The organism is Enterococcus sp. HMSC078F03, assembly GCF_001811595.1.
GTDB classification, from domain to species: domain Bacteria; phylum Bacillota; class Bacilli; order Lactobacillales; family Enterococcaceae; genus Enterococcus; species Enterococcus faecalis.
Window position 1 is genome coordinate 77,060 of record NZ_KV805568.1, and the last position, 26,013, is coordinate 103,072.

Consider the following 26,013-nt stretch of genomic DNA (forward strand, 5'->3'; position numbering starts at 1 on the left):
CGGTTTTTTGGCGGAAAGTTGGCGGTTTTTATCAGTATTTAGTTGTTATTATGGTAGTGTCGAAAGATAAGTAAACGAGGTAAGGCATGCATTACCTATCTTAGCTCCGTTTCGCTTATCTTTTGAGGCTGCCTATAAAAAATAAAGAATAAGGATGTGGAAAGTCCAGTTCTTTTGGTCTCGTTTAGTCGTAGGTAGCAAAAATTGCAATAAACTTGGCATGAAGCTTACACGTAGACGTACGCTGAAAGCACTTGTCAAGATAGCGCTATGTAAGTTGCAATGGTCACTCACAAATCATGCGTTCTCAAACTAAAGAAATGGGGTGTAATTCCTCTCTCTTTTTCTACAGATTTGTGAGTGTTAATGGGGCATAGCTTAACTGGTAGAGCAGCGGTCTCCAAAACCGTTAGTATAGGTTCGAGTCCTATTGTTCCAGTAGGTAGCATAGCTACTTAAATAAAAAATCGTCAATCATTCAAATGTAACTACCTTTACGGTCGAATGATGGCTAAGATTTTCCCTCCTATCCTAGACTGCACTTTCACCGTGCAGTCTTTTTTGTACATAAAAAAGCCACTAGATTATGGGATCTAGTGGCTAGGTAGCATTCGTGCACAATATTTTTTGATTGCTATTTACAAAAAGGAGTTGCTACCTATGAATAGTATATCAAGAAGTGATTTATTGAATCAAGTACATAAAAATAATTAGGAGAGAGAACATGAAAAACTATTGGTATGTATCGTTAACACATAGATATCCACAGCCGAACCGCTCAACTGATTCAATGCGCGTTGTTATGTCTGTACAGATAAAGAAGAACGCTTCAATTATTGAAATGACGAGAGAAGCCACGCCAAAGGAAATTGATGCGTGTAAGCTAGTTTATTGTGGGCATGGCTATTTTGATGAGAAGAACATTCAAGAAAATATCAAGCGAAACATGAGGGATTAGAAATGAAATTTAAAAAGATGAAGTTATCAGAACTACATCCTGCCGAATACAACCCTAGAGTTGAATTAAAGCCAGGTATGGCAGAATATGAAAAACTTAAACAATCAATTTTAGAATTTGGCTTTGTTGACCCTCCCATTTTTAATAAAAATACAGGAAACTTGGTTGGTGGACATCAACGCGTTACTGTTGCAAAAGAATTGGGCCTATTTGATGAGATAGAGGTTTCTGTGGTTGATTTACCATTGGATAAAGAGAAAGCTCTAAACATAGCTTTAAATAAGATTTCTGGAAATTGGGATGAAGATAAACTAACAGAATTGCTTAATGAACTAACTGCAGATAATTTGGAGTTAACAGGGTTTGACAACGAAGAATTAGAAAATTTAATTGAAAGTACTGACATACCAAATTTTGAACCAGGTAGTATTGATGACCAAGGAGACTTGACGAAACTTGAACCGAAATTTGTTAAATGCCCTTGTTGTGGAGAGGAGTTCGATTTAAGAGATGTTGAAAGTTGATTGGGCCACTCATGAAGCTACAAAGTATGCTTGCACGCACTTTCATTACAGCAAAAGTGTGCCTGTTGGAAAGCTCATTAAAATAGGAGCATGGGAAGATGGCCAATTTATAGGAGTAGTAATTTTTAGTAGAGGTGCAAATAAAAGCATAGGAAGCCCATATGGATTGAAACAAACAGAATGCTGTGAACTAACTAGGGTTGCTTTAACCAATCACAAGTCGTTTGTATCTGAAATTTTGGCCAAAGCAATTAGGTTCCTAAAAGAATTTAATCCAAGCATGCAATTAATAGTAAGCTATGCAGATACAGACCAAAACCATCATGGAGGTATCTATCAAGCAACAAACTGGATATATACTGGAAAGACAGATGGAGAACGTTATTTCATTGTTAATGGAAAAAAGACACATCCTAAATCTATTCATGCCAAGTATGGGACGGGGTCTCAAAGGCTAGAATTTTTGCATAAACATGTGGATCCAAAAGCTTCCATTTATGAATCAAAAGGTAAACATAAATATTTAATGCCACTAAATAAAAAGATACGTAAAAAAATCATTAAATTATCAAAACCTTATCCAAACGCTAAATAAAAAGAGACAAGTGCGCTAACACTTGCCTCAATTCAACGAGATACGAATACCCCGAAGACACAGAGAATTCCCACGCGTGGATTTTCGACACCCTCCGTGTCTTTTAGCATTATATAATAGTGCGAGGTATTCTACAATGGAAACATTTGATTATGAAGTTCAACAAGCTTTAGAAAAGCAAAAGGTTGCGGAAGAAAACAACAAGATTATCAGGGCTGCAAAGGCTCAATGGATAAGCAACTTTAAAGCAGGTCAGATTAAATTGAATACAGTTAAGGACCTAAAAGACTTAATTGAAATTGAAAGTCAGTTAAAAGAATTATGATTGTAAATAATTGAAAACAAACTCAACTATTGAAGCGAAAAGCGAGGTGGTGTTAATGGATGGCTAGAAAAAGAGACCCTCGTCGTGATGAAGCTAAAAAAATATGGCTAGATTCAGGTGGTAAAAAGGTTCTTAAAGAATTAGCTAGTGAACTAAATGTGTCTGATTCTCAAATCAGGAAATGGAAATCTGTTGATAAATGGGCGGAGGAATTAAAAGGTAACGTTACTAAATCGAATAGTAACGTTACCAATAAAGGTGGAGCGCCATCAGGTAATAAAAATGCTAAAGGGAACAAAGGTGGTTCTCCTCCTAAAGGTAATAAGAATGCTATTAAAACTGGCGAATATGAAACAATATTTGCCGATATGTTATCTGACGAAGAAAAGAACATCTATTCTAATATGAATGATGATCCTTTTTTTATTTTGGATGAAGAAATAAGAATCCTGAAAATTCGCCAATATAGAATGCTTAAACGCATAAAAGATGCAGAGGCTGGCTTAAATGATGAAGAAGTTGAACGTTTGCAACAGCTTCGGAAAGTTAAAGAGCCATCGGCAATTGATGGGAAAATGGTTACTGTCAAAAGAGAAGTTTTGAAAGATGTACAAATAACTCGTAAGACATTTAGAAAGTTAGATGACATCTTAGCGATTGAAGATGCTTTAACACGAATTAGCAATCAGTTAACTAAAGCAATAAAACAACAGGAAGAACTAGTTACTAGAGGCATTAAATTACAATTGTTAAATGCGCAAACAGAAAAAGCAGAAGCTGATGCAAAAATCGCATCTAATAATGCTGATAAGTTAACAGCTGGTGGAAGAGCTAACGAATTGTTAGAAGCTTTACTCAACGTTAAATCACGAGGTGTGAGCGATGGTAATTAATTTTAGTGATAAGCAAGTGGCGAACATTAATTTCAACACAAGCAAAGTGACCTTTGAATTAAACGAAGGCACTCCTCGTAGTGGAAAAACCACCAGTGATATATTTAAAATGGCAGACTTCTATTTACGCTCACCAGACCAGAACCATCTTGTGACTGCTTATAATCAAGAACAAGCTTTCCGAATGTTTATGGACGGTGACGGTTTAGGATTAATGCATATATTTGATGGCGTTTCAGATATTCGACATGATGAACATGGGGACCATTTGCTTTTATATGCACCTAACGGAGAAAAAAAGATTTATTACAAAGGCGGCGGCAAAATCAATTCGGTTGGTGCTATTACGGGTATGTCGTTAGGCTCAGTTACTTTCTTAGAATTTAACTTGCTGCATAAAGATTTCATTAATGAGTGCTTTAGACGTACTTTTGCTGCAGAATGGCGCTATCATTTAGGTGAACAGAATCCGCCAGCACCGAATCACCCTAATTTAGAATTGTTAGAACGTTTTGAGAAATCAGGACGTTTTTTATTTCGTCATTGGACGCCAGATGATAATCCAATCTTAAGTGAATCAAGAAAGCAGCAGTTATACGATGAGTTATCAAGTAGCGAATATCTTTTAGAACGTGACTGGTATGGTCATAGAGTGCTACCACAAGGTGTTATTTACTCAATGTTCGGTAAGAACAACAAAGCAACCGAAATAAAAGGAAACATCATTGAAACGTTTTTTACTGCTGATGGTGGCCAAGCTGATGCAACTACCTGTGCATTTTGGGTTGTCACTTTCTATGATGGGAAATTTTATCTGTATCGTTTAGCAAACTACTATCATAGCGGAACGGATACGGGAGAAACAAAAGCGATGTCAATTTATGCAAAAGAGATTAAACGATTTGTTGAGTGGTGTTATACAAAATGGAACCATTTGCCACACTGGAATTATTTCTTTGTCGATCCTGCCTGTAAAACGTTACGTTCTGAGCTTGACTTAATAGGGATTATTACAGATAAAGCTGATAACAATAGCTCCGATAAAGTTTCAAGTAATGGTTTAAAGATAGAGGTTGGAATAGAACGACTACAAAACACCATGATAAGTGGCCAATTTATAGTTTTAGAATGTGGAGAAGAATTTGACCACTATAATTTTGAAAAAGAAATCTCTATGTATGTGAGAAATGATAATGGATTGCCCGTAGATAAATATAATCATGCACTTGATGAAGCAAGGTATGGTAATAATTACTTTTATAAAACCTATATCGCCTAGAAAAGAGGTGTTTACATGTTTGACAAATTAAAAGCGATGTTCAGGATTGGAGGTGCAAAAATAGGTATGGTAGAAACACTTAATAGAATTACAGATCATCCAAAAATCGGAGTAAATACTGCTGAAATCGATAGAATAATGGACAACAAACGCATATATAAAAATAAGTTTCCTGATGTGAGCTACGTTAATAGTGATGGTATGCGTATGCACAGGGCTTTTCATTCATTAAATGTATCAAAAGTAGTTTCTCGCAAATTAGCTAAGCTAGTCTTTAATGACGGGTGTGCGATAAGCATTGATGATGATGAAGCGGACCAGTTTTTACAATCAGTTTTTAACGATAATAAGTTTCGTAAGAACTTTGGTGAAGAGCTGGAAGCAGGATATGCAATAGGAGGGCTTGTCCTACGTCCCTATGTAGACACAAAGACAAACAAAATAAAAATATCCTTTTGCCGAGCTGATACTTTTTACCCTTTACAGTCCAACACTAATGATATATCTGAAGCAGCCATTGCTACGATTACACAACAAACTGAAGGTAAGAAAAATGTTTATTACACACTTTTAGAATTTCATGAGTGGGAAAATAGCACTTACTATATCAGAAACGAATTGTATCGTTCAGAAGAACAATCTCAAACAGGTGTTAGGGTACCATTACCGACATTAGACAAGTACAAGGAACTAAAAGAGGAGACTGCTTTAGTCGGATTTACTCGACCACTATTTGTCTATATTAAACTTGCTGGAAAAAACAATATAGATATTGATAGTCCATTGAGTTTAGGTATTATTGACAACGCGAAGCGCCAATTGATTGATATTAACGAAAAATACGATGAATTTATGAATGAAGTTGAAGAAGCGAGAAGAAAAATATTAGCTTCAGATCATTTCTTCAAAGTTAGATATGATGAAAAAGGGAATCCTATAAAACGATTTGACAGTAAGACATCTGTATATCAACGGTTGAAATCAGACGATCCTTTTATTAGTGAATTTGTTCCTACGTTACGGTCACAGGAATTTATTGAGACAATCAATTTTATTTTACGCATTGTTGAATTACAAACCGGTTTTTCAAGTGGAACATTTAGCTTTGATGGACAATCAGTCAAAACAGCTACGGAAATCATCAGCGAAAATTCTGAGACTTTTTCTACCCGTTCAGATAATGTCTTAATTGTGGAAGAAGCATTAAAAGAATTAATTACAACTATATTCGAATTGGCCGCAGCATTTAATCTATTCAAATATTCAAAAGAACTAGGCATTAATATAGATTTTGATGACGGTGTTTTTCAATCTCAAGATGCCAAAGCTGATTATTACTCTAAATTAGTTACAGCTGGTCTTTCATCAAAACTAAGCGCTATTCAGAAATTAACGGGTGTGACTGAAAAAGAGGCCAAAAAAATAGTTTACGAGATTAGAGCAGAAACGTTAGAAATGGACTATCCAGAACAAGAAAGAATATCGGCGGAAAATGAACTAGGAGATGAGGAATAGTGATATGTTAGAAAAAATGGATCAATTACTTGTAGAATTAACGAATTCTCCTGATGCGTTAAATAAATTTATGATAGAGTTTGAAGAGTTCAGAGCTAATAAAGAGATAGGAGATGAGGAATAATGATTACACCTCATCAATTAGATTTATGGTCCTCTAATATGTCGCACCTCTACCAATCGTTAGAGGGCGAATTAATACGAATCATCGCTAAGCGTTTAAAAAATGGGAGTGGTGACATATTAGATTGGCAAAGAGAAAAGTTACAAGAACTGCATTTATTTAACAAAGAAACAGCAAAAATCATTTCTCAAGTAACGGGAATTGCTGAATCTGAAATAGAACGAATGTTTGAAAGCACCGGGCAAAAGATTGTAAAAGAATTGGATAAAGAATTGCCGTATGACCCAAAGCCTATGCCAACAGATTTAGACAATATCATGAAAGCCTATCATGACCAAGTTTGGTCTGATATTAACAACTATGTAAACCAAACGTTGTTATCCACTAACTTTGGTTATGGAACAGTTACCACTCAAATGTACAATGAAATCATTAATAAGACAGTCGCTGCATTTAACAGCGGCTTATTTACGTTTGAGGAAGCGTTAGAACGTACATTGCAAGAATGGGCGCAAAAAGGGATTAAGTCCACTTTTATAGATAAAGGTGGTCATACATGGAGCTTGGAAAGATACATTAGAACTGTTTTGAAGTCAACGCTAGGAAATACCTTTAACCAGTTGCGAACAGACCGTATGAGTGAATATGGCGTTCATACTGTACTTGTTACTAGCCATATGGGGGCTAGAAAAGCTTGTTCAAAGATTCAAGGCCATGTGGTTGATTTACGTAGGATAGTTCCTAGTAGCAGCAAATATAAAAGTATCTACGATCCTTATTGGCAAGCTGAATATGGAACCGCTGGAGGCCATCGGGGAGTAAACTGCAATCATTTACACATCCCTTTTATTCCTGGCGTTAACACGAACAATCAACCGAAAGTTGATACAAAAGAAAATGAAAAAGTTGCTCAATTGACTAAGCGTCAACGGCAACTGGAACGCCAAATAGTTAAGTTCAAAAAGAATCAAATGGTTTCTGAAGCATTAGGACAGACTGACAACGCCAAGCAATGGCAACAGAAAGTAAGAGCAAATCAAGCGAAACTACGAGAACTAGTAGATTCTAATGAGTATTTAGGCAGAAATTATGCCCGTGAAAAAGTTTACACCCCGGTAAATACGCTACTAAAAGATTTTCGTTACGACGATTTTTAGGAGGTTCTAAAATGGTATATAGACCGCATTATTTAAATGTTGAACATATTGTTGAAGAAATTTATTTAGGGGATTGTGTAAAACCAGTTGCTAGAAATGTATTAGCTAAAAACACAGGTAGAAAAAAAGTAGTTCAAAATGCGAGAAGTAAAAAGAAATATGAAGTGTTTAATGATTCAGACCCCTACGATCGATTGGATGCCGATTACGAAGAATATTTAAAAAGAGAAGAAAACAGGTCTAACTACCGTTAGGCTTTTTATTTTATACCTAGACCTGCTCGGAAGTCTCAAAAAGACGGCTCACAGTGGGAGTTGCCACTCAAAAAACACTTAGGAGGAACAGATTTATGAAAAAAGAGGATTTAATCGCATTAGGCATTGAGGAAGAAACTGCAAAGTCGATTATGGCGTTACACGGGAAAACAGTTATGCAACTGAATGCGCAAGTAGCTACCGCGGAGAGTGAACGTGACAGCGCTAAGCAAGAATTGAAAGCGAATCAAGAAGAACTGACGGCCTTAAAAGAATCAGCACAAGGCAACGAAGAGTTATCTCAAAATCTGGCCGATTTACAAGCGAAGTTCGATGAGGCGAAAACCAATTCTGAAAACCAATTAGCCGAACAACAAAAAGACTTTGCCATTCAATTGGCTTTAAAAGAAGCGAATGCACTTGATGAAACGATTGTTCTTGGTCTTTTAGATAAAGACACTATTAAAGTTGTTGACGGTAAGTTACAAGGCTTTGAAGAACAATTAAAGGGACTTCAAGAAAATAAATCATTCTTGTTTCAAGAAGCAAAAGACCCTGAACCAACTCCGCCAACTCCTCAAATTTTGGCTGGTGGAAATCCTGCAGGCAATGCAGCAGGTGGAAAAAGCATTGTACAAAAAATTCAAGAAAGATTAGGTGAATAATTATGGCAGTAGTATTAGATTCAAAAGATTTAGCAACAATTGATAAAGAATATCGCGCAGATTCCCAAGTATGGGATATTTTGACGCAAGGCGCAAAAAGTATCACTGCAGCTGATTTTGTAGGCGTGAACGAAGTACGAGTGAATAAGATGTCAGGATTCATGGAAGCAACGCAATACAAACGTAATGGGGAAAATGCACGTAACCAAATTGATATCGCCAAAGAAACAATCAAATTAACGCATGAAGACTGGTTTGGTTATGATGTTGATCAATTAGATCAGTCTGAAAGTGCAGCGTTAACGATTAATAACATTGTGACAGAACACAAGCGTTTAGTCACTGTACCGCATCGTGACAAAGTAGCAGTACAAGTAATGTTTGATAATGCTGAAAAAAAGTGAATGAAACATTAACAGAAGACAATATTTTAGCGGCTTATGATGCTGCAGAAGAATATATGACAGACAACGAAGTTCCTGGCGGATATGTAATGTTCGTTTCGGCAGCAACCTATCGCTTGCTAAAAAATGCCAAAGGGGTAACAAAATCATTTTCTACTAACCAAATGGCAATCAATGGTATTAATCGCACAGTAGCTCAAATTGACGGTGGCGTGCCCATCTTAAAAGTGGCGAAAGACCGTTTCTCAGGTGTGAACATTGAAGATAAATTAAACTTTATCATTGTTCCTTTAACTGCAGTTGCGCCAATTGTCAAATATGGGACAGTTGATACTGTGCCAGCTTCGCAAGACCGTAGTGGTTACCGTGATACAATTAAAGGTTTGGATTACTATGATGCAATTGTATTTGATAATGCGAAAAAAGCTATTTATGTGTCATATGTCCCAAAAGCGTAGCCCCGAAAGTTGGTAAACTAACGCCGACAACAAGCGGGGTAGTTATTGAAATGGAAGAAGGAGCTTAGTCTCCTTCTTTTTTAGGAGGAATCTAAGATGTCCTATATTGATTTTGAAGAGTTTAAAGAGCTTACAGGCGCCACAGATGAATATAAAGATAACTTTGACAAATATTTAGTAAAAGCCACCGCAGCGATTGATAATGTAACGAATTACTTTTATCAGTTCAATGATATAACGAAAGATTCTAGGCAATTTAGAGTGAAACAGTTTAAACTCGCTCTGTGTGCGCAAATAATGTATTTTGTCGATGTTGGTGCGGATACGTATGAAAGTATCAACAATGCCCCTCAAAGCTTTTCAGCAGGCCGTACGAGTATTTCTAATGCCAGTCGCTACAATCATTCTGGAAATAACGAAAGTAAGTCGTTGACTGCCGAAGACGTTTATTTGTATCTGGAAGGTACAGGTTTGTTATATCGAGGTGTTTCGTCATGCTAATGCCAAAGCCACCCAAAAAGTTCTTAGTTGATTCCTTTGAGTATAAAGAGTACTTAGGGGAGGGCGATTGGAACAAGCCAGTATACAAGGAACCAGTTCTTATTGAGTATTGCCGGATTGACAGAGGAAGCCAATATACCTTTTCATCAAGCGGTAAACAGTTGCTCTATAACGGATTGATTTTCTGTTATCACGGATTGACTATGCCCTTTCCTGAATTCAAAGAACAATCATTGGTTATTTATGATGGTAAGGAACACGTAATCACTAAAATTGATACTGTCATAGAAGCCTATCAAGCAGCCACTATTTATTCTTATGAGATTGAGGTAATCTGATGGGGATTAAGGTAAATTTAAGCGGTGTAAGAACCAAAGTAAGCCCTGAGGCAATGAGACGAGGCAGATATGCGCTGGGTAATCAAGCGATGGCAGATATGAACCAATTTGTACCACGAAAGAATAATATTTTAAGGCAAAGCGTTCATTTATCAAACAATGGTGAAAAGATTATTTACGGCACGAAATACGCGAAACGTCAATTTTATTTGAACGGAAAAAAATATACCACACCAGGTACTGGGCCAAGATGGGATTTAAAAGCAAAAGGTGCTTATCTAAATTCGTGGAAACGGGCTTTTCTGAAAGGAGCGGGTATTAAGTAATGGATTTTCTTGATTGTTTAAATGAAAAGATAAACCAGATTCCTAATTTGCCGTTAAATATTCGGAAAGGATACCTTTCAGCACTAGAAAGCTTAGTGATTTACCCATTACCGGGCGGTAGGGTAGAAACCGAATATTATGACGGAATCAAAGACGAGTTGTTAAACTATGAAATTGCCATGAAATCAAAAGACGGTGGTAAGATAGAGCATACGTTATGGTTGCTATCGGATATATTAGAAAATATTGAAGAACTACCAAGTAAAGATAGCTCTTTTGAGTATAACAATTTAACAATAACGAACAGACCTTTCATCAATGAAGCAGATGAACAAGGTTGGTTCGTTTTTTTATTAGATTTTCAAGCAAAATTAACCACATTCAAGGGGGAAAAATAATGTTATTAAAAATGGATATCCAAATGTTTGCACGTGAAAAAAATGCGAAACGTGAACACTATATCGCTGAATATACACCAGGGAAAGAAACAGCTCCTACGGAAGATACAGAATGGTTGCGACTAGCAAAATATATTTCAACCATTGGTGATGATTCAGACGAAGAAACAGATGATACGGGCTTTTATGATGGTGATGGAACGCCTGAAACGACTGTAGTATCAGTATCTGGTACGTATACACCTGAAGGCATGTACGATGCTGAAGACCCAGCACAACAATTAATTGCTAGTAAAAAATACAAATTAGGTGATGGCCGTAAAATTTGGCATAAAGTCGTACAAACCAATGGTGATGTTTATGTGGGACGTGCAACAGTTACAGGCATTAAGGCAGGTTCTGGTGATGCAACAGCATACGAAGAATTCGGTTGCTCAATCAAATACGATACGTTACCAAAAATCAGCCCAAAAGCATAACCCCAGTAATCGGTAAAATGACTCCGACTAAAACTGGGGTAATCATTGAAATGGAGAAAGGAGAATAAGAATGGCAAGAGAGTATATTGTTTATAAAGGTGAGGAAGTCATTGTTCCGGCTGGTCCAAGCCCTCTAGAAATTACAGGAATTGAGCCAAACACCGACGTTCCAGCAGGAACATACCAAGTAGGTTTTGCAGACGGCGGGGAAAAAGTAAATGTACCGGCATTTAAAACATCGCCAATTGCTGTAACTGGTTTAGAGTTTTCTCCTAAAACATCCACAGCAGATGCGGGTACTGCAGGTAGCCGACAAATCACAGCAACTGTTTTGCCTGAAAATGCTACAAATAAAAAAGTAAACTATTCTATTACGCCTGTAACAGAAGGCCTTGCTGTCTCTGAAACAGGTAATATTACTTGGACAGAAACGGTACCAGCTGGTACTTATGTTACCGAAGGCGAAACAGAGGATGGTAAGAAAACAGCACAACATACCTTAACACTTAATAATCAAGCATAAATACGAAAATAAGGGCAGCTATTTGGCTGTCCTTTTTTATGGAGGTAATTAAATGAAAGCATTAGAGATTAACGTAGCACGCACGGGTTTTCCGGTTATTATAGCAGGACATGAATTTTTCTTTGATAGTTCACCAGAACATTTAATCGAGGTACAAAAAAACTATGAAGCGTTTGAAAAAGAAGTAGATTCGATTGAAGGACCCAATGAAGACGATGCAAATAGCTTGGACTTAGAGCCGTACAAAGAGTTGTTAGCAAAAGGGTATGACGTCATGTTAGGCGAAGGGACATTCGATACGTTGTATGCGGATATTCCAGACGTCAACGCATGGCTAAACGCTTTCTTTGATTTATACAACGGGATTGCCGATCAATTGGACGAATTCAAAGAGGAACAAACTAAAAATTCCCAACGGTTAAAACAGAAGTACTTGAAAAAAGTTAGCAAGAAAGGGTGAGCGCAATGCGGTTAAACGATCCGCTGCCCTCTTTTTTTGAGTTTGAAGAGAAAGAGTATCCTCTAAATCTTGCTTTTGATCGTGTGTTGGATGTTTTCGATGTGCTGTCTGATGACGGGATGAATCTTCCAGACAAGGTAGAGACTTGTATAAAGATTTTAGTTGGTGATGTAGGACTAGATATTATATCTCAGTTTGTGATGTTCAGAGAACTATACGATACCTATCTCGTCTTTGGTAAAAAATCAGAAGTGGTAACCGATGAATTAGGAAATGTTATGCCAATGAAACCAGTCAGTAAAGATATGGACATTGTATTAGATGCAAAATACATTTATGCCTCTTTTCGACAAATAGGTATCAATTTATTTGAGGAACAGGGCCGTTTGTCTTGGGAAGAATTCCAAGTATTGCTAGAAACGTTGCCAGATGACACGCCTATTCAAAAAATTAAAAGTATCCGTAACTGGAAACCGCAAAAAGGAGAAAGTACTGAACACAAGGAACAAATGAGAGAACTTCAAAGGCGTTATGCATTACCAAATTACGTAAGGGAGGAGGAAGAAGATGGCTGATGGAAGTGTAGTAATTGATGTCGATGTGAATGGGAAGGACGTCACAGGGCTAAATAATCAATTAGACCAATTGGAAGGCAAGTCCGCCAAAGCAAGTCGAGGCATTGGAGACATGGTCAAAGCGATGGGGCTCGTTAAGTTGGGCAGTGCAGCATTTGATGTCTTAAAAGGCTCAATTGAAGGAGCAGTTACACGTTTTGACAAGTTGAACCAGTTTCCTAAAGTATTAACAGCTATGGGAGCTAGTACAGATGATGCTACCCGTGCAACGAATAAGTTGAAAGAAGGAATTGATGGGCTACCAACGAAATTGCAAGATGTGAGTGACACTACGCAACAAATGTATAGTGTTTTTAAAGATGCCGATTTAGCGGCTGACAGTACACTTGCTTTAAACAATGCTTTACTTGCTAGTGGTTCTAGTGGTGAAAAAGCACAACGTGGTACAGAACAATATATGAAAATTCTACGTACTGGTAAAGTTGACCTAGATTCATACACAACTTTACAAGAAACCATGGGTTTTGGCTTAGATAAGTTAGCAGAAAAATTTGGCTTTACAGGCAAATCTGCGCAACAAGATTTGTACAAAGCCTTACAAAGTGGTCAGGTTACCGTTGAACAGTTCAACCAAGGGTTAATTGATATCCAAGATGGCTTAGGCGGAACAAAAGAAGTCGCTCGAAAAACTACAGAAGGTATAGCTACTTCTTTTTCAAACTTAAAAAACTCCGTAACTAATGGAATGGCAAATGTGTTAACTAAATTTGATGAGATCGTAACGAAAGTTTCTGGAAAAAGTATTGCGGCTAATTTGAATAGCTTAAAAGGCATTGTAAATAATACGTTTTCAGCGATTACAAAAGCCATGGATGGCTTAATTCCTGTTATTGATTCAATAAAAAAGGCTTTTGCTGATAATCAATCAATAATAAAAATATTTTCTGATACATTCGATCAAGCTTTCAAAATAATAGGATTTATTGTATATGATGTAATAAATATTCTTCAACGATTTTGGGGAGAAATATCGAAAAGTAGTGAAAGTTCAAGTTTAATTGATATCTTATCAAGTGTGTTTACTACCTTGAAAGATGTTGTGTTAGATGTATTAGAAAATATTCAATACTTTTTTGATATTCTGGGTTCTGTTGATGTTCCAGAAAAATTAGGAGCTGCATTTAATAATTTAAAAGATATTTTGTTCGATTCTGTTGAAGCAGTTGCCAATTTCTTTGGTAGTTTTAATCTAGGAGAAACAAGCACTTCTATTACCGAGACTTTAATAGATACTGTTATATTGCTAGTAGATACTTTTTTAAAAGTAACCGAAAAAGCTAAAGATTTTATAAAATGGATTGATAGCGGTTCGACTGCATCAGATGTTTTTAAAGGGGTAATAGTAGCCTTAGGTGTCGCTATATCTGGCGTTGTTCTGTATTACAAAGCTTGGCAAACATATATCAATCTAGTAGTTAAAGCACAGAAAGCTTGGAACTTAATTACTAAAATTGGGACAGGAATACAAACGGCGTTTAATGCAGTTATGTCTATTAATCCGATTTTTTTAATAGTAGGAGCCATAGCAGCGCTAATCGCTGGATTAGTTTATTGGATAACCAAAACTAAATCTGGCCAAAAAGCATGGAAGGCTTTTACAGACTGGCTTGTAAAGGCTTGGGAAGGTATGGTCGATTTCTTCAAAGGGGTTTGGGAAGGAATAACAGATATTTTTGATTCTGCAGTTAAAACGGTTAAAGAGCTCTGGAAGGGTACGATGGATTTTTTCAAAAAACTAGGTGAAGATATAACGTCTATCTTTAAATCTAGTATAGAAACAGTGAAAGACTTGTGGAGCGGTGTAACAGAATTTTTCCAAAGTTTATTAGATGGAATTATTTCGGCATTTAATACGTCTGTTGAATTTTTGAAAGGTATTTGGCAGTCTGCGGTTGATGTATTTAACACTATTTGGGAAACCATAGGTCCAACAGTGATGATTATTGTTGATGGCATTGTAGAACTCTGGAATAATTTCACAGAAACAATTACTGGTATATGGGAAGGAATTAAAACGACTGCGGAAGGCATTTGGGAATTGATTAAATCTGTAATTATGGGCCCTATACTACTATTAATTGATTTGATAACTGGCGATTGGGAACAATTAAAGGAAGACTTATCAATGATTTGGGAAAGTATAAAAGAAGCCGGTAGTATGATCTGGGACGGCATACAACAGATAATTGGTTCATATGTTGAAGGCGTAGTCAATTTTGTAAAAACGGTTTGGGAAACTGGAAAAAACTTCTTAAGTGATATATGGGAAGGGATTAGCAATATAGCTTCTACAGTATGGGATGCAATTACTAGTACAATTTCAAATTTGGCACAAAGTGCGCTTGATGGTGCTAAAAACGCATGGAGCGGAGCGAAACAGTGGGCATCCGACACTTGGGAAAGCGTTAAGCAAACTTCTGCCGAAACATGGGATGGAATAAAAACTACAGTATCAGAATCTGCAAAGAACGCTCTAGAATGGGCTAAAAATGCATGGAGTGGAGCAAAACAGTGGGCATCTGAAACATGGGAAGGCGTTAAACAAGCGACTGCAGAAAAATGGGAAAATACTAAATCAACAGTAGCAAATCTTGCAGATGCTACATTAAGAGGAATGGAAAGTGCTTGGAGTACAGCAAAAAGCATTGCATCAGATATATGGGAAGGTGTAAAAGAAACTGTAAAAGCTGCTATGGATTTTGATCTATTTGCGGCTGGTCGAGCAATTATGGAAAGTTTTACTGATGGGCTTACGCATGCATGGGAAGCTACGAAAGAGTTTGTCAGTGGTATTGGTGATTGGATACGAGAACATAAAGGTCCTATTAGTTACGATAGAAAACTTTTAATTCCAGCTGGTAAAGCGATTATGGGTGGTTTAAATGAAAGCTTACAAGCGAGTTTTAAATCTGTCCAAAAAACAATTAAGCCTATGGCTAATCAAATTGCGGATACACTATCATTTGACAATGCTTTTTCAAATTTTAACTTTACTAGTCCAGAATTAGCATTAAACACAAATATGATGGGCGCTGCTAATTTGGGTAGCCAAATTGTAAATAATAGCAACTTTGCGAAAACATACAATCCTACAATCAATATAAACATTGAACATGCAGATCTTTCTAATGAGAAATCAATTGAAGAAACTTCTCAACAATTGGCAACACTCACAGAACGACAAACAAGGGGGCGGCTATAATGGATTTAACGAATTATCCATATTTTCAATTTAGAGGAAAAAAATCGAATGAATTCTCTATGCGAATAAGAAATGAAATGATGTTTACTATTCCAGAGGCCGCTCTGCAGTTTACAGAAATTGACGGAAGAAATTCCGATGTCATATACGATAAAGGAAAATATAACGATATTGAGAAAGTCTTTCCGGTAAGACTTTATAAACAACCAGATACAACCATTGCTGCGCAGTTAAGGGATATAGCTGCGTGGCTTTATTTATCGAAAGATTATGCCCCACTTATTTTTAGTGAATACAGCGAGTACTATTATAAAGCGCTAGGCTACAGCAAAGTAGATGCAGCAGACAAAACAAGAAGTTGGTTAGATGTTGATTTTGTTTTTAAGTGCCAGCCGTTCGTTTTTCGTCTTGATGGTGATGATGAAAGAGATATAAAAAGTGGAGGTGGTATTAGGAATCCAGAAGCTTTTTCTAGTCTGCCAATTATAACTTTCAATAAAACTAGTAGTACACAAGATAGTAATATTTATATTAATGGCCAACAATTCAGGATTGCAAAAGAAGCTGGAACAGGAAAAATTACGCTAGATTGCGAAGAAGGCATTGCTTATAAAGATGGTGGCGTTAATATCACAAAATATTGCTTTTTAAATACAGATGGTTATAACCCAATCACTCTGCCCCCAGGCGAAAGCATTATCAATTATACCTATATCACTGATTTTAAAATTAAGCCAAAATGGAGGACTTTAGCCGTATGAGCACGATTATTTTACATGATAAGAAAAATAACAATTGGAACTCCCTAGGCATAGGTCCTTTACAAGATGCAATAAATCCTCTTTCTACAAGGGAACGTAATGGTATTTATGATATGACATTCCAGTATCCAGTGGTGGGGAATTTGTTTCATGAGCTGAAAGTAGGAAGATGGATAGTCGCTGACGCTGGACCGACATTGGTCGCTAAAAGCCAACGGTTTGAAATTGCACAAATTACAAAACCAATCAAAGGGATTGTCACTGTTTACTGTGAGCATTATCGCTATAAATTGTTGCGCACAATGGTAAAAATCGGTTCCAAATATTCTAATATTTCGGCACAAACAGCATTGAATCAATTAAGAAGTCAGATGGAGCCTAAAAGTGATTTTACTTTTTACAGTGATGTGGGGACTACATCTTCAATTGATTTTACAGACCCCGCAAAATATAAAAATGCGCAAGAAGTTTTAGGCGGTGTCGCTGGTTCAATTTTAGATAATTTCGGTGGGGAATATCTTTTTAATAATAATCAAGTTCGCTTGTTAGCAAAAGCCGGTACCGATACGAATGTAGTCATTGCCTACGGTAAAAATTTAACAGATATTAATCAAGAGGAATCCATTGAAAATACGTATACTTCAATATATGGCTGGGCTAAAATCGGTAATGGCGATGATGAAAAAGTAATCACTCTACCAGAAATATATATTGATAGTGACTATGTCAGTAATTATACGGAACGTAGAATACAAATGGTTGATTTTAGTGATAAAGAGCCAAAAGATGTTGAAGCTTTACGCGGCATGGTTAAATCGTTTATTAAGTCTAATAATGTGGGGATTCCTCGTGTGAGTATAAAAGCTAGTTATGTAGACTTAGCGAGTTCCGTCTCAGATGAACAACTTAAAAGCCTTGAGGTTGTAGATTTATGTGATTGGGTAACGGTTGCGTTTAATCAATTAAACATTAATACAACGGCACAAATTGTAAAAACTGTGTGGAATATTTCTTTAGATCGATATGAGTCAATCGAATTAGGTGAAGCGAGAACTGATTTTGCTAAGGTAATTGAAGACTCAAAAGAAAATATTAATGATTTGTCAGACAAAATAGATTGGCTTGAACAAGCGCAAAAAGAAGCATCTGATATTATCAAAAATCCAGGAAAAGGTCATGTGCTCATATATCCGTCGCTTGCAGATCCTCAAGAACTATTAATTATGGATACGACAAGTATAAATACTGCTAGAAAAGTCTGGCGATGGAATGTTGGAGGGCTGGGATTTAGCTCAACTGGATATAACGGTAACTATGAGTTAGCAATGACAAATAATGGGCTAATTGTTGCAGACAGGATGGCTACAGGAACATTGAGAGCTATTAACATTATAGGTGTGACAATTACAGGTAGTGACATTACAAGTGAAAGTGGCTATAACAAAATTATAATGTCAAAGGGAGCTATCAAGAACTACTATAATAATGTTTTAAAATCAACGATGGATGCTAACAAATTTTCAATATATGATTCTAGAGAAATTGAATTGATGCAACTAAATTCTGATGGTGTGCGATTTAACAAAGAAGGCACTTTAAATAAGTTAGGAGGTCTGGGTAGAGCATTTTCTACTTCTTTAGGCAAAGAAGAAATCCATATTTATTCTGAACCAGGAGTGTTAGCAAGTGTCGGAGCAAAAAAAGTCTCAGGGAACGATGTTGCGAGACACTTTACAGTTTTTGACGCAGGGGTTCAAATATCAAATTTAAACATGGGTGGAAGTTATGTTGGAGGGTCTGGAGAAATAAAAAATTCAACATTGGTAAATACTAGTGTTAGTACAAAATTTACAGTGAATAACAATGTTAACTTAGGATTTTACTCTAATTTAAACATGAATGGTTTTTCAATTCTAAATCAATCAGATGTTCGGCTAAAGGAGAATATAACAGATACGAAGATTGATGGTATCAAAGAAACCAAAAAGTTAAACTTTGTGGAATTTGATAGAAAGCAAAACTATAAAAGTAATAATCCAATAGAACAGCCTTCTAATAAAAGAGAACTTGGGCTAATTGCTCAATATTCACCATTTTTAAGTGTTAAACATAATGAAGATCACTATTTAAGTTTAGATATGAATAAACAAGTGATGCTTAACAGTTTAACTAATAAACAACTTATTGAAAAAATTGAACAATTAGAAGAAAAAATAAATAAACCTAATAAGAATAGAAGAAAATATCATAGAGGAGGGATTTGATGGCAAATAAAATATTAAATCTTGATTTCTCTAAGGATCCAATAATGCCACCAATTATTTATGGTCGTGTTGGCGATGAAAAAATGCAAACAATTACTGTGAAAATTTCTCGACGAGATGAGATACCAGATTTATCAGGTGGAATCATTACCTTTGAGGGAGAACCTGCAGGTGGAAAAGTGAAAGTTTTTGATTCTGAAAACGTTTCTTCCAATAACGCTGGATTGCAAAAAGGAACATTTGAATACACGTTTCCTAGTGCAGCGTTTAGCGTAGAAGGGACGTACAAAAGGGCATATTTTTCGTTTCAAAAAGATGGGAAAAGAGATACTACGGGAGACTTTAAAATCATTGTTAAAGGAAATGCTGACATTGATGCCGGAGAAGCTGAAACAATTATTACTGAATACAATAAACTTGTAAAAGCTTTGAATGAAGCATATCAAGCTGCACTAAATAAAATGAATACTGACTATGATGATGTTGAAAAACGTATTGAAGCGATCAAGGTAGATTTAAATACGCTAAAAGAACAAATAACAGATATATTGGTAGATGCAGAAGGTCGTATTTCAGCCATTGGGAAGTCAGTAACAGATGAAGTTGATGCAGCACTTGAAAAGTTTAAAGAGGGAAACTTCTATACGAAACAGGAAGCTGATAATAGATTTTTAAGTAAGACGGAAAACCTTGACATTCAAAATAAAAAGTTAACTAATGATGATGGTTCAGGTCTACCTTTGCCAAAGGGAGTAACTTCATTTAAAGAATTATCAGGTTATGCTGGTTTTTATTATCTAAATGCTACAGTTGCGGGAGCAATGACTGACAAAGCAGATTTGCCGCCTGAATTTAAATATTCTGCTCTATATGTTTATCAACATGCCATTGCGGGCACCGCGGGAGCTATGTATCAAGAAATTAGAATAAATTCGTTAACAAAACCTTTAATTGCATTTAGAATGACTTCTCCTAATTCTTCCCAAAATAGTCCATTCAAAATTTTGGCTACTACAGATAGTGTTGTAAACATAACTGAACCTCAGCGTATAGGTGGGACTAAAGAATTTTCTAAAACTCCTTTAGTAAATGGAAAAGAAGTTGCTTTAAAAGATGAAACGTTTATTTACAAAAAAGCAGGACTTGATGAAGTAGAAGCTGCATACAGAAGTGCTTTTGGAGCAGAAACTAATATTCTTTTAGTTCGAAAGGGAAATAAGGTCGATGCCTATTTGCGGGTAAACGTGACAGATGCAGATAAATTAAAACCAAACATGGTCCAAATTTTTAAAATTCCTAAAGGATTTATGGTTGATCAACAAATGAGAGCAGGATATTGGAATACCGCATTAACAACTGTACAGTATACCCATCCTCAAGGTAACTATGGAGCATTATATGAGGAAGGCGTGAAGGGAATTAGATTTTGTAGTGACAGAAAGGGGAATCATTATGTTTGTGGTAGTTGGTACACTGCAGATGCTTTTCCGGAAACATAAAATAGTGATGGAATAAACTAAAGATAAACCGTTTAGCGAAAGCTAGGCGGTTTTTATTATTGGAAGGTGGAAAATATGGTGATTATTGATAATCAAGCGTTGATACTAGAATTTAAGAATATGATTTCTAACGGATTTATCCAAGTGTTTGTCTGGATTGTGTTAGGGGATATCTTAACAGGATTATGTAAAGGGATTTTCATTAAGGAGGGTAATAGCACAAAAGGATTGCTAGGATTGGTAAAACATCTTTTAGTGGTTTGCCTAGTAAGTATTGCTTATCCATACTTAAAAATCATGGGTCTAGAATCAATAGCTACTGGATTTGTCTTATTTTATATAGCAGTGTATGGCATTTCCATTATTGAAAACTTAGGGCAGTTAGGCGTTCCCTTTCCTTCATGGGTTAAGGAGCATTTAAGTAAATTAAAAGATGAAAATGATAAAGGCGGTGAACCTAAAGATGGTGCAAGTGATTAATCAATCTGTTTGTGGAGGGATTGCTGGTAAACGTCCCAATCCAACGCCAAAAGGTATTGTAATTCATAATGATGCTGGAAGTATTTATGCGACCGCTACACAATATGTCAATGGTTTGGCTGTAATGTCTCCTACACAACTGGCGAATGGTTTTGCTCATTATTACATTGATCGGAATACAATTGCACGTGTAGAAGATACATTCAATGCAGCATGGCACACAGCGAATCCAGAGGGTAATTTGAACTATGTTGGCTATGAAGTATGTCAATCAATGGGTGCTAGCGATGCCGATTTTTTAGCTAATGAACAAATGACATTTAAACAAGTTGCTGAAGATATGAAGTTTTGGGGAATGCATCCTAATAGAGATACTGTAAGATTACACAAAGAATTTGTTCCTACGGCATGTCCTCACCGTTCGTGGGAATTGCATGGAAAAGAAACAAATGCCGTAAAAGACTATTTTATTAGCCAAATAAAAAAATATATGGGCAATCCAAACGAAGGCAATGGCAATTCAAATAATAACAATCAAAATAATATAAAAGGTGGAGAAACGACTATGCAATGTTTATACGAAAGACCAATTAATTCAAAGACGGGTAAACTAGAATGGAATGGAGATGCTTGGACGGTAATGTTTTGTAACGGAGTGAATACAAGACGTGTGTCTCATCCGGATGAAATGAAAGTCATTGAGGACCTATACAAGAGAAACAATGGAAAAGATATTCCTTTCTACGGACAAGATAAATGGAACAAAAACGCTCCTTGGTATAATCGCTTAGAAGCTATGTTTCCAGTCGTGAAATAAAGTATAGTAAAATATTTATAGGTAGTGTAAAATAATAACACACTTATTAAATTTCTCTTGAGTCGCCTTTCTAAGGTGGCTCTTTTTAGGACCATTAGCTCAGTTGGTTAGAGCAAACGGCTCATAACCGTTCGGTCACAGGTTCGAGTCCTGTATGGTCCATAAAAAACCTCGCTCTCTTCTAGGGAACGAGGTTTTTTTGTTTGCGTTAAATGGAATTATCCAGTACGGCATATGCAGTAGAAACAACGAGTCAACAAAGTTCAGAAGCAGTAACAAGTACCACCGATTCAAGTAGAAAACAAGAACCAGTCATTACACAGGAAACAACAGACATCAAACAAGAAGCACCAAATCAGGCTACGAGTGACAGTGTCAAGCAGTCACAAGAAACCACAGCACCAACAGAGACGACGAATTTAGAAACGTCAACCGCTGAAAAAGAAGAAACGAGCACGCCGCAAAAAATAACAATTTTAGGTACGTCAGATGTTCATGGTCAATTATGGAATTGGTCTTATGAAGATGATAAAGAACTACCAGTTGGTTTGTCCCAAGTAAGTACAGTCGTCAACCAAGTCCGGGCGCAAAACCCAGCAGGCACCGTTTTAATTGATAATGGCGACAATATTCAAGGCACTATTTTAACAGATGACTTGTATAATAAAGCGCCTTTAGTGAATGAAAAGACCCATCCAATGATTACCGCCATGAATGTGATGGGGTATGATGCAATGGTTTTGGGGAATCATGAGTTTAATTTTGGTTTACCGTTAATCAAAAAAATTCAACAAGAAGCCACTTTTCCAATCTTGTCTGCGAATACCTACAATAAGGAAGATGGTCTTCGTTTTGTTGAAGGGACTACCACGAAGGAACTTGATTTTAATCAAGATGGGCAGCCAGATTTAAAAGTTGGGATTATCGGCTTAACAATTCCGCACATTCCTTTGTGGGATGGCCCTCGTGTTACTTCGCTTAATTTTTTACCTTTGAAAGAAGAAGCAGAAAAAGCAGTTACTGAGTTGAAAGCTAACGATCAGGCTGACATTATTGTTGCCTCGATTCATGCGGGACAACAAAATAGTGATCCGGCTGCCAGCGCCGACCAAGTAATTGAAAATGTCGCGGGGATTGATGCGTATATTCTGGGTCATGACCACCTTTCTTTTACCAAGCAAGGAGCAGCGCCGAATGGAAAAACTGTACCGGTAGGGGGATCGAAAGATACGGGGACAGAGGTTGTCAAAATTGATCTTTCAGTTGCTAAAAATGCCGATAAGTGGGAAGTGCAAGAAGGTACAGCAACGATTGTACCAACAACGAATGTTCCAGCAGATGAAGCAGTTAAGGCAGCGACAAAAGAATACCATGAGCAAACGCGAGCGTTTATTCAGGAGGAGATCGGCACAGCAACAGCTGATTTTTTACCAAAACAAGAAATTAAAGGAATTCCCGAAGCACAATTACAACCAACAGCGATGATTTCTTTAATTAATAACGTTCAAAAAGAAGTGACAGGTGCACAATTAAGTGCGGCAGCGCTGTTTAAATACGACAGTAAATTACCTGCGGGGAAGATTTCCTATGCCACGATTTTTGATATCTACAAATACCCGAATACCTTAGTGAGTGTTCCCATTAACGGTGAAAACTTACTGAAGTATTTAGAAAAACAAGGGGCGTACTATAACCAAACACAGCCAGATGATTTGACCATTAGTTTTAATCCAAACATTCGTGTATATAACTATGACATGATTTCTGGAGTGGACTACAAGATTGACATTTCAAAACCAGTGGGTGAACGAATTGTAGATGCGAAAATTGACGGCCAACCGTTGGATCCTGCCAAAGAATATACGATTGCTATGAATAATTATCGTTACGGCGGTTTAGCTAGCCAAGGGATTCAAGTAGGGGAACCTATTAAAAATTCTGATCCAGAAACCTTACGAGGAATGATTGTTGATTATATTAAGAAAAAAGGAACGCTTGATCCAGAACAAGAAATCGAACGAAATTGGTCAATTATTGGGACAAATTTTGATGAAAAATGGCGTGCCAAAGCAATCGAATTAGTGAATGACGGCACTCTTCAAATTCCGACTTCTCCTGATGGACGTACACCAAACGCCGCCGCTATTACGAAACAAGATGTCCGTAATGCGGGCTTTGATTTAGATAATGCATATACCATTATGCATACAAATGACGTTCATGGACGACTAGAAGCAGGGAAAGGCGAATTAGGTATGGCGCGTCTAAAAACTTTTAAAGACCAAGAAAACCCAACCTTGATGGTGGATGCAGGGGATGTTTTCCAAGGATTACCAATCTCCAATTTCTCCAAAGGCGCGGATATGGCCAAAGCCATGAATGAAGTTGGTTATGATGCCATGGCGGTGGGAAATCACGAGTTTGATTTTGGTTTAGAGATTGCACTAGGTTATAAAGACCAACTGAATTTTCCGATTTTATCTAGTAATACGTATTACAGAGATGGCAGTGGACGGGTTTTTGATCCGTATACAATCGTAGAAAAAGCCGGGAAAAAGTTTGCCATTGTAGGTGTGACGACCCCAGAAACAGCAACGAAAACACACCCGAAAAACGTGGAGAAGGTGACATTTAAAGACCCGATTCCAGAAGTAGAAGCGGTGATTAATGAAATTAAAGAGAAGTACGCGGATATTCAAGCTTTCGTGGTTACTGGGCATTTAGGCGTAGATGAAACGACGCCGCATATCTGGCGTGGTGATACGCTAGCAGAAACCCTTAGTCAAACATATCCTGAGTTAGATATTAATGTGATTGATGGACATTCGCATACAGCCGTCGAAAGTGGCAAACGTTATGGCAAAGTGATCTATGCTCAAACAGGTAATTATTTAAATAATGTTGGAATTGTCACAGCACCAGAGAATGAACCAACTAAGAAAACAGCAAAATTGATTCCAGCAGAAGAGTTGCTAGGATTGCCAGAAAACCCGGCAGTTAAAGCCATCGTTGATGAAGCACGAACGAATTTTAACGCTGAAAATGAAAAAGTAATTGTCGATTATATTCCATTCACATTGGATGGACAACGGGAAAATGTGCGCACACGAGAGACCAACTTAGGGAATTTGATTGGTGATGCGATTATGTCATATGGCCAAGACGCGTTTAGTCAACCTGCTGATTTTGCAGTAACTAATGGTGGCGGCATTCGCGCTGATATTAAGCAAGGACCGATTAAAGTTGGGGATGTCATTGCTGTGTTACCTTTTGGCAATAGCATTGCGCAAATTCAAGTAACCGGTGCTCAAGTTAAAGAAATGTTTGAAATGTCTGTTCGTTCGATTCCACAAAAAGATGAGAATGGCACAATTTTACTAGATGATGCTGGCCAACCAAAACTTGGCGCAAATGGTGGTTTCCTACATGTTTCAAGCTCCATTCGTATCCACTATGATTCCACAAAACCAGGTACTCGCTTGGCTAGTGACGAAGGCAATGAAACAGGACAAACGATTGTCGGTAGTCGCGTATTAGGAATAGAAATTAAAAATCGGCAAACACAAAAGTTTGAACCATTGGATGAGAAGAAACAATACCGGATGGCTACCAATGATTTCTTAGCTGCTGGTGGTGATGGTTACGATATGCTAGGTGGTGAACGAGAAGAAGGGATTTCACTAGATGCTGTCTTAATTGAATACTTGAAAAGTGCAACCAGCTTGCGGTTGTATCGTGCAGCAACGACGATTGATTTAGCACAATATAAAGAACCATTCCCAGGCGAACGAATTGTTTCTATTTCGGAAGAAGCTTACAAAGAGTTAATCGGTGGAGGAGAGACGCCAAAACCAGATCCAAAACCAGATCCAAAACCAGATCCGAAACCAGATCCAAAACCAGATCCAAAATCAGACCCGAAACCAACACCAGAAACACCAGTAGCAACCAATAAACAAAACAAAGCGGGAGCAAGACAGAGCAATCCATCCGTAACAGAGAAGAAAAAGTATGGCGGCTTTTTACCTAAAACGGGTACAGAAACAGAAACGCTTGCATTATATGGTTTACTGTTCGTTGGACTTTCTTCTTCTGGCTGGTATATTTATAAACGATGTAACAAAGCTAGTTAGTCATTTTTTAAGAACCGTCCTTCGGGATTGGTTCTTTTTTTATTTT

Annotated in this window: 23 protein-coding genes, 2 tRNA genes and 3 pseudogenes; all 28 read left to right on the forward strand. The window is 37.0% G+C overall.

Annotation, left to right across the window (positions count from 1 at the left end):
• Positions 1-367: 367 nt before the first annotated feature.
• Positions 368-439: transfer RNA gene (locus HMPREF2810_RS08895), tRNA-Trp, on the forward strand.
• 285 nt (positions 440-724) lie between these two features.
• The gene (locus HMPREF2810_RS08900; RefSeq protein WP_010824920.1) at positions 725-958 is read left to right on the forward strand and encodes a hypothetical protein; all 234 of its coding nucleotides are present in this window, start codon (positions 725-727) and stop codon (positions 956-958) included.
• 2 nt (positions 959-960) lie between these two features.
• Positions 961-1,377: pseudogene (locus tag HMPREF2810_RS08905) on the forward strand (ParB N-terminal domain-containing protein); the annotation flags it as partial.
• 91 nt (positions 1,378-1,468) lie between these two features.
• Positions 1,469-2,077 (forward strand): Mom family adenine methylcarbamoylation protein, encoded by a 609-nt coding sequence (locus HMPREF2810_RS08910; RefSeq protein ID WP_048942202.1) that lies wholly within the window; start codon positions 1,469-1,471, stop codon positions 2,075-2,077.
• A gap of 136 nt (positions 2,078-2,213) precedes the next feature.
• On the forward strand, positions 2,214-2,402 hold the full coding sequence (locus HMPREF2810_RS08915) for a hypothetical protein (RefSeq protein ID WP_010784730.1): 189 nt from the start codon (positions 2,214-2,216) through the stop codon (positions 2,400-2,402).
• 59 nt (positions 2,403-2,461) lie between these two features.
• A complete protein-coding gene (gene terS / locus HMPREF2810_RS08920; RefSeq protein ID WP_033626101.1) occupies positions 2,462-3,295 on the forward strand; it encodes a phage terminase small subunit in 834 nt (277 codons plus the stop codon).
• Entirely contained in the window at positions 3,285-4,574 is a 1,290-nt protein-coding gene (locus HMPREF2810_RS08925) for a PBSX family phage terminase large subunit (protein WP_002410122.1), read from the forward strand. Before terS ends, HMPREF2810_RS08925 begins: the two co-directional genes overlap by 11 nt.
• A gap of 15 nt (positions 4,575-4,589) precedes the next feature.
• Positions 4,590-6,089 carry a phage portal protein gene (locus HMPREF2810_RS08930; RefSeq protein WP_048942648.1) on the forward strand — a complete coding sequence of 500 codons (1,500 nt, stop codon included), beginning with the start codon at positions 4,590-4,592 and terminating at the stop codon, positions 6,087-6,089.
• 123 nt (positions 6,090-6,212) lie between these two features.
• A complete protein-coding gene (locus tag HMPREF2810_RS08935) occupies positions 6,213-7,370 on the forward strand; it encodes a phage minor capsid protein (protein WP_048942645.1) in 1,158 nt (385 codons plus the stop codon).
• Positions 7,371-7,381: 11 nt separating this feature from the next.
• A complete protein-coding gene (locus HMPREF2810_RS08940) occupies positions 7,382-7,624 on the forward strand; it encodes a hypothetical protein (protein WP_016618524.1) in 243 nt (80 codons plus the stop codon).
• A gap of 95 nt (positions 7,625-7,719) precedes the next feature.
• Positions 7,720-8,289: a phage scaffolding protein gene (locus tag HMPREF2810_RS08945; RefSeq protein ID WP_048942567.1), complete on the forward strand. Its 570-nt coding sequence runs from the start codon at positions 7,720-7,722 to the stop codon at positions 8,287-8,289.
• 2 nt (positions 8,290-8,291) lie between these two features.
• A pseudogene (locus HMPREF2810_RS08950) lies at positions 8,292-9,151 on the forward strand (capsid protein).
• Between the two features lie 96 nt (positions 9,152-9,247).
• Positions 9,248-9,652: a head-tail connector protein gene (locus tag HMPREF2810_RS08955; protein ID WP_048958415.1), complete on the forward strand. Its 405-nt coding sequence runs from the start codon at positions 9,248-9,250 to the stop codon at positions 9,650-9,652.
• The gene (locus HMPREF2810_RS08960; RefSeq protein ID WP_010824930.1) at positions 9,646-9,990 is read left to right on the forward strand and encodes a putative minor capsid protein; all 345 of its coding nucleotides are present in this window, start codon (positions 9,646-9,648) and stop codon (positions 9,988-9,990) included. Before HMPREF2810_RS08955 ends, HMPREF2810_RS08960 begins: the two co-directional genes overlap by 7 nt.
• Positions 9,990-10,316, forward strand: a complete 327-nt coding sequence (locus HMPREF2810_RS08965) for a minor capsid protein (RefSeq protein ID WP_010824931.1) — start codon at positions 9,990-9,992, stop codon at positions 10,314-10,316. The genes HMPREF2810_RS08960 and HMPREF2810_RS08965 overlap by 1 nt, the downstream gene beginning before the upstream one ends.
• Complete coding sequence (locus tag HMPREF2810_RS08970) at positions 10,316-10,714, forward strand: minor capsid protein (protein ID WP_010824932.1); 399 nt, start codon at positions 10,316-10,318, stop codon at positions 10,712-10,714. Before HMPREF2810_RS08965 ends, HMPREF2810_RS08970 begins: the two co-directional genes overlap by 1 nt.
• The gene (locus HMPREF2810_RS08975) at positions 10,714-11,193 is read left to right on the forward strand and encodes a phage tail tube protein (RefSeq protein ID WP_002408956.1); all 480 of its coding nucleotides are present in this window, start codon (positions 10,714-10,716) and stop codon (positions 11,191-11,193) included. The genes HMPREF2810_RS08970 and HMPREF2810_RS08975 overlap by 1 nt, the downstream gene beginning before the upstream one ends.
• A 70-nt stretch (positions 11,194-11,263) precedes the next feature.
• Positions 11,264-11,716 carry a hypothetical protein gene (locus HMPREF2810_RS08980; RefSeq protein ID WP_048942559.1) on the forward strand — a complete coding sequence of 151 codons (453 nt, stop codon included), beginning with the start codon at positions 11,264-11,266 and terminating at the stop codon, positions 11,714-11,716.
• Between the two features lie 52 nt (positions 11,717-11,768).
• Positions 11,769-12,176, forward strand: coding sequence for a hypothetical protein (locus tag HMPREF2810_RS08985; RefSeq protein WP_048942558.1), 408 nt, complete (start codon positions 11,769-11,771; stop codon positions 12,174-12,176).
• Positions 12,177-12,181: 5 nt separating this feature from the next.
• The gene (locus HMPREF2810_RS08990) at positions 12,182-12,751 is read left to right on the forward strand and encodes a Gp15 family bacteriophage protein (RefSeq protein WP_023894568.1); all 570 of its coding nucleotides are present in this window, start codon (positions 12,182-12,184) and stop codon (positions 12,749-12,751) included.
• Positions 12,744-16,013 carry a tape measure protein gene (locus HMPREF2810_RS08995; protein WP_048942556.1) on the forward strand — a complete coding sequence of 1,090 codons (3,270 nt, stop codon included), beginning with the start codon at positions 12,744-12,746 and terminating at the stop codon, positions 16,011-16,013. The genes HMPREF2810_RS08990 and HMPREF2810_RS08995 overlap by 8 nt, the downstream gene beginning before the upstream one ends.
• Entirely contained in the window at positions 16,013-16,774 is a 762-nt protein-coding gene (locus HMPREF2810_RS09000; RefSeq protein ID WP_048942554.1) for a distal tail protein Dit, read from the forward strand. The genes HMPREF2810_RS08995 and HMPREF2810_RS09000 overlap by 1 nt, the downstream gene beginning before the upstream one ends.
• Positions 16,771-19,038: a phage tail spike protein gene (locus HMPREF2810_RS09005; protein ID WP_048942551.1), complete on the forward strand. Its 2,268-nt coding sequence runs from the start codon at positions 16,771-16,773 to the stop codon at positions 19,036-19,038. Before HMPREF2810_RS09000 ends, HMPREF2810_RS09005 begins: the two co-directional genes overlap by 4 nt.
• Entirely contained in the window at positions 19,038-20,537 is a 1,500-nt protein-coding gene (locus HMPREF2810_RS09010; RefSeq protein WP_048942549.1) for a BppU family phage baseplate upper protein, read from the forward strand. Before HMPREF2810_RS09005 ends, HMPREF2810_RS09010 begins: the two co-directional genes overlap by 1 nt.
• Before the next feature lie 75 nt (positions 20,538-20,612).
• Positions 20,613-21,017 carry a phage holin family protein gene (locus HMPREF2810_RS09015; protein ID WP_010716872.1) on the forward strand — a complete coding sequence of 135 codons (405 nt, stop codon included), beginning with the start codon at positions 20,613-20,615 and terminating at the stop codon, positions 21,015-21,017.
• Positions 21,001-21,834 carry a peptidoglycan recognition protein family protein gene (locus HMPREF2810_RS09020; RefSeq protein WP_048942155.1) on the forward strand — a complete coding sequence of 278 codons (834 nt, stop codon included), beginning with the start codon at positions 21,001-21,003 and terminating at the stop codon, positions 21,832-21,834. Before HMPREF2810_RS09015 ends, HMPREF2810_RS09020 begins: the two co-directional genes overlap by 17 nt.
• Before the next feature lie 88 nt (positions 21,835-21,922).
• Positions 21,923-21,996, forward strand: a tRNA-Ile gene (locus HMPREF2810_RS09025).
• 56 nt (positions 21,997-22,052) lie between these two features.
• Positions 22,053-25,967 (forward strand): annotated as a pseudogene (locus HMPREF2810_RS09030) (5'-nucleotidase C-terminal domain-containing protein); the annotation flags it as partial.
• Positions 25,968-26,013 lie beyond the last annotated feature (46 nt).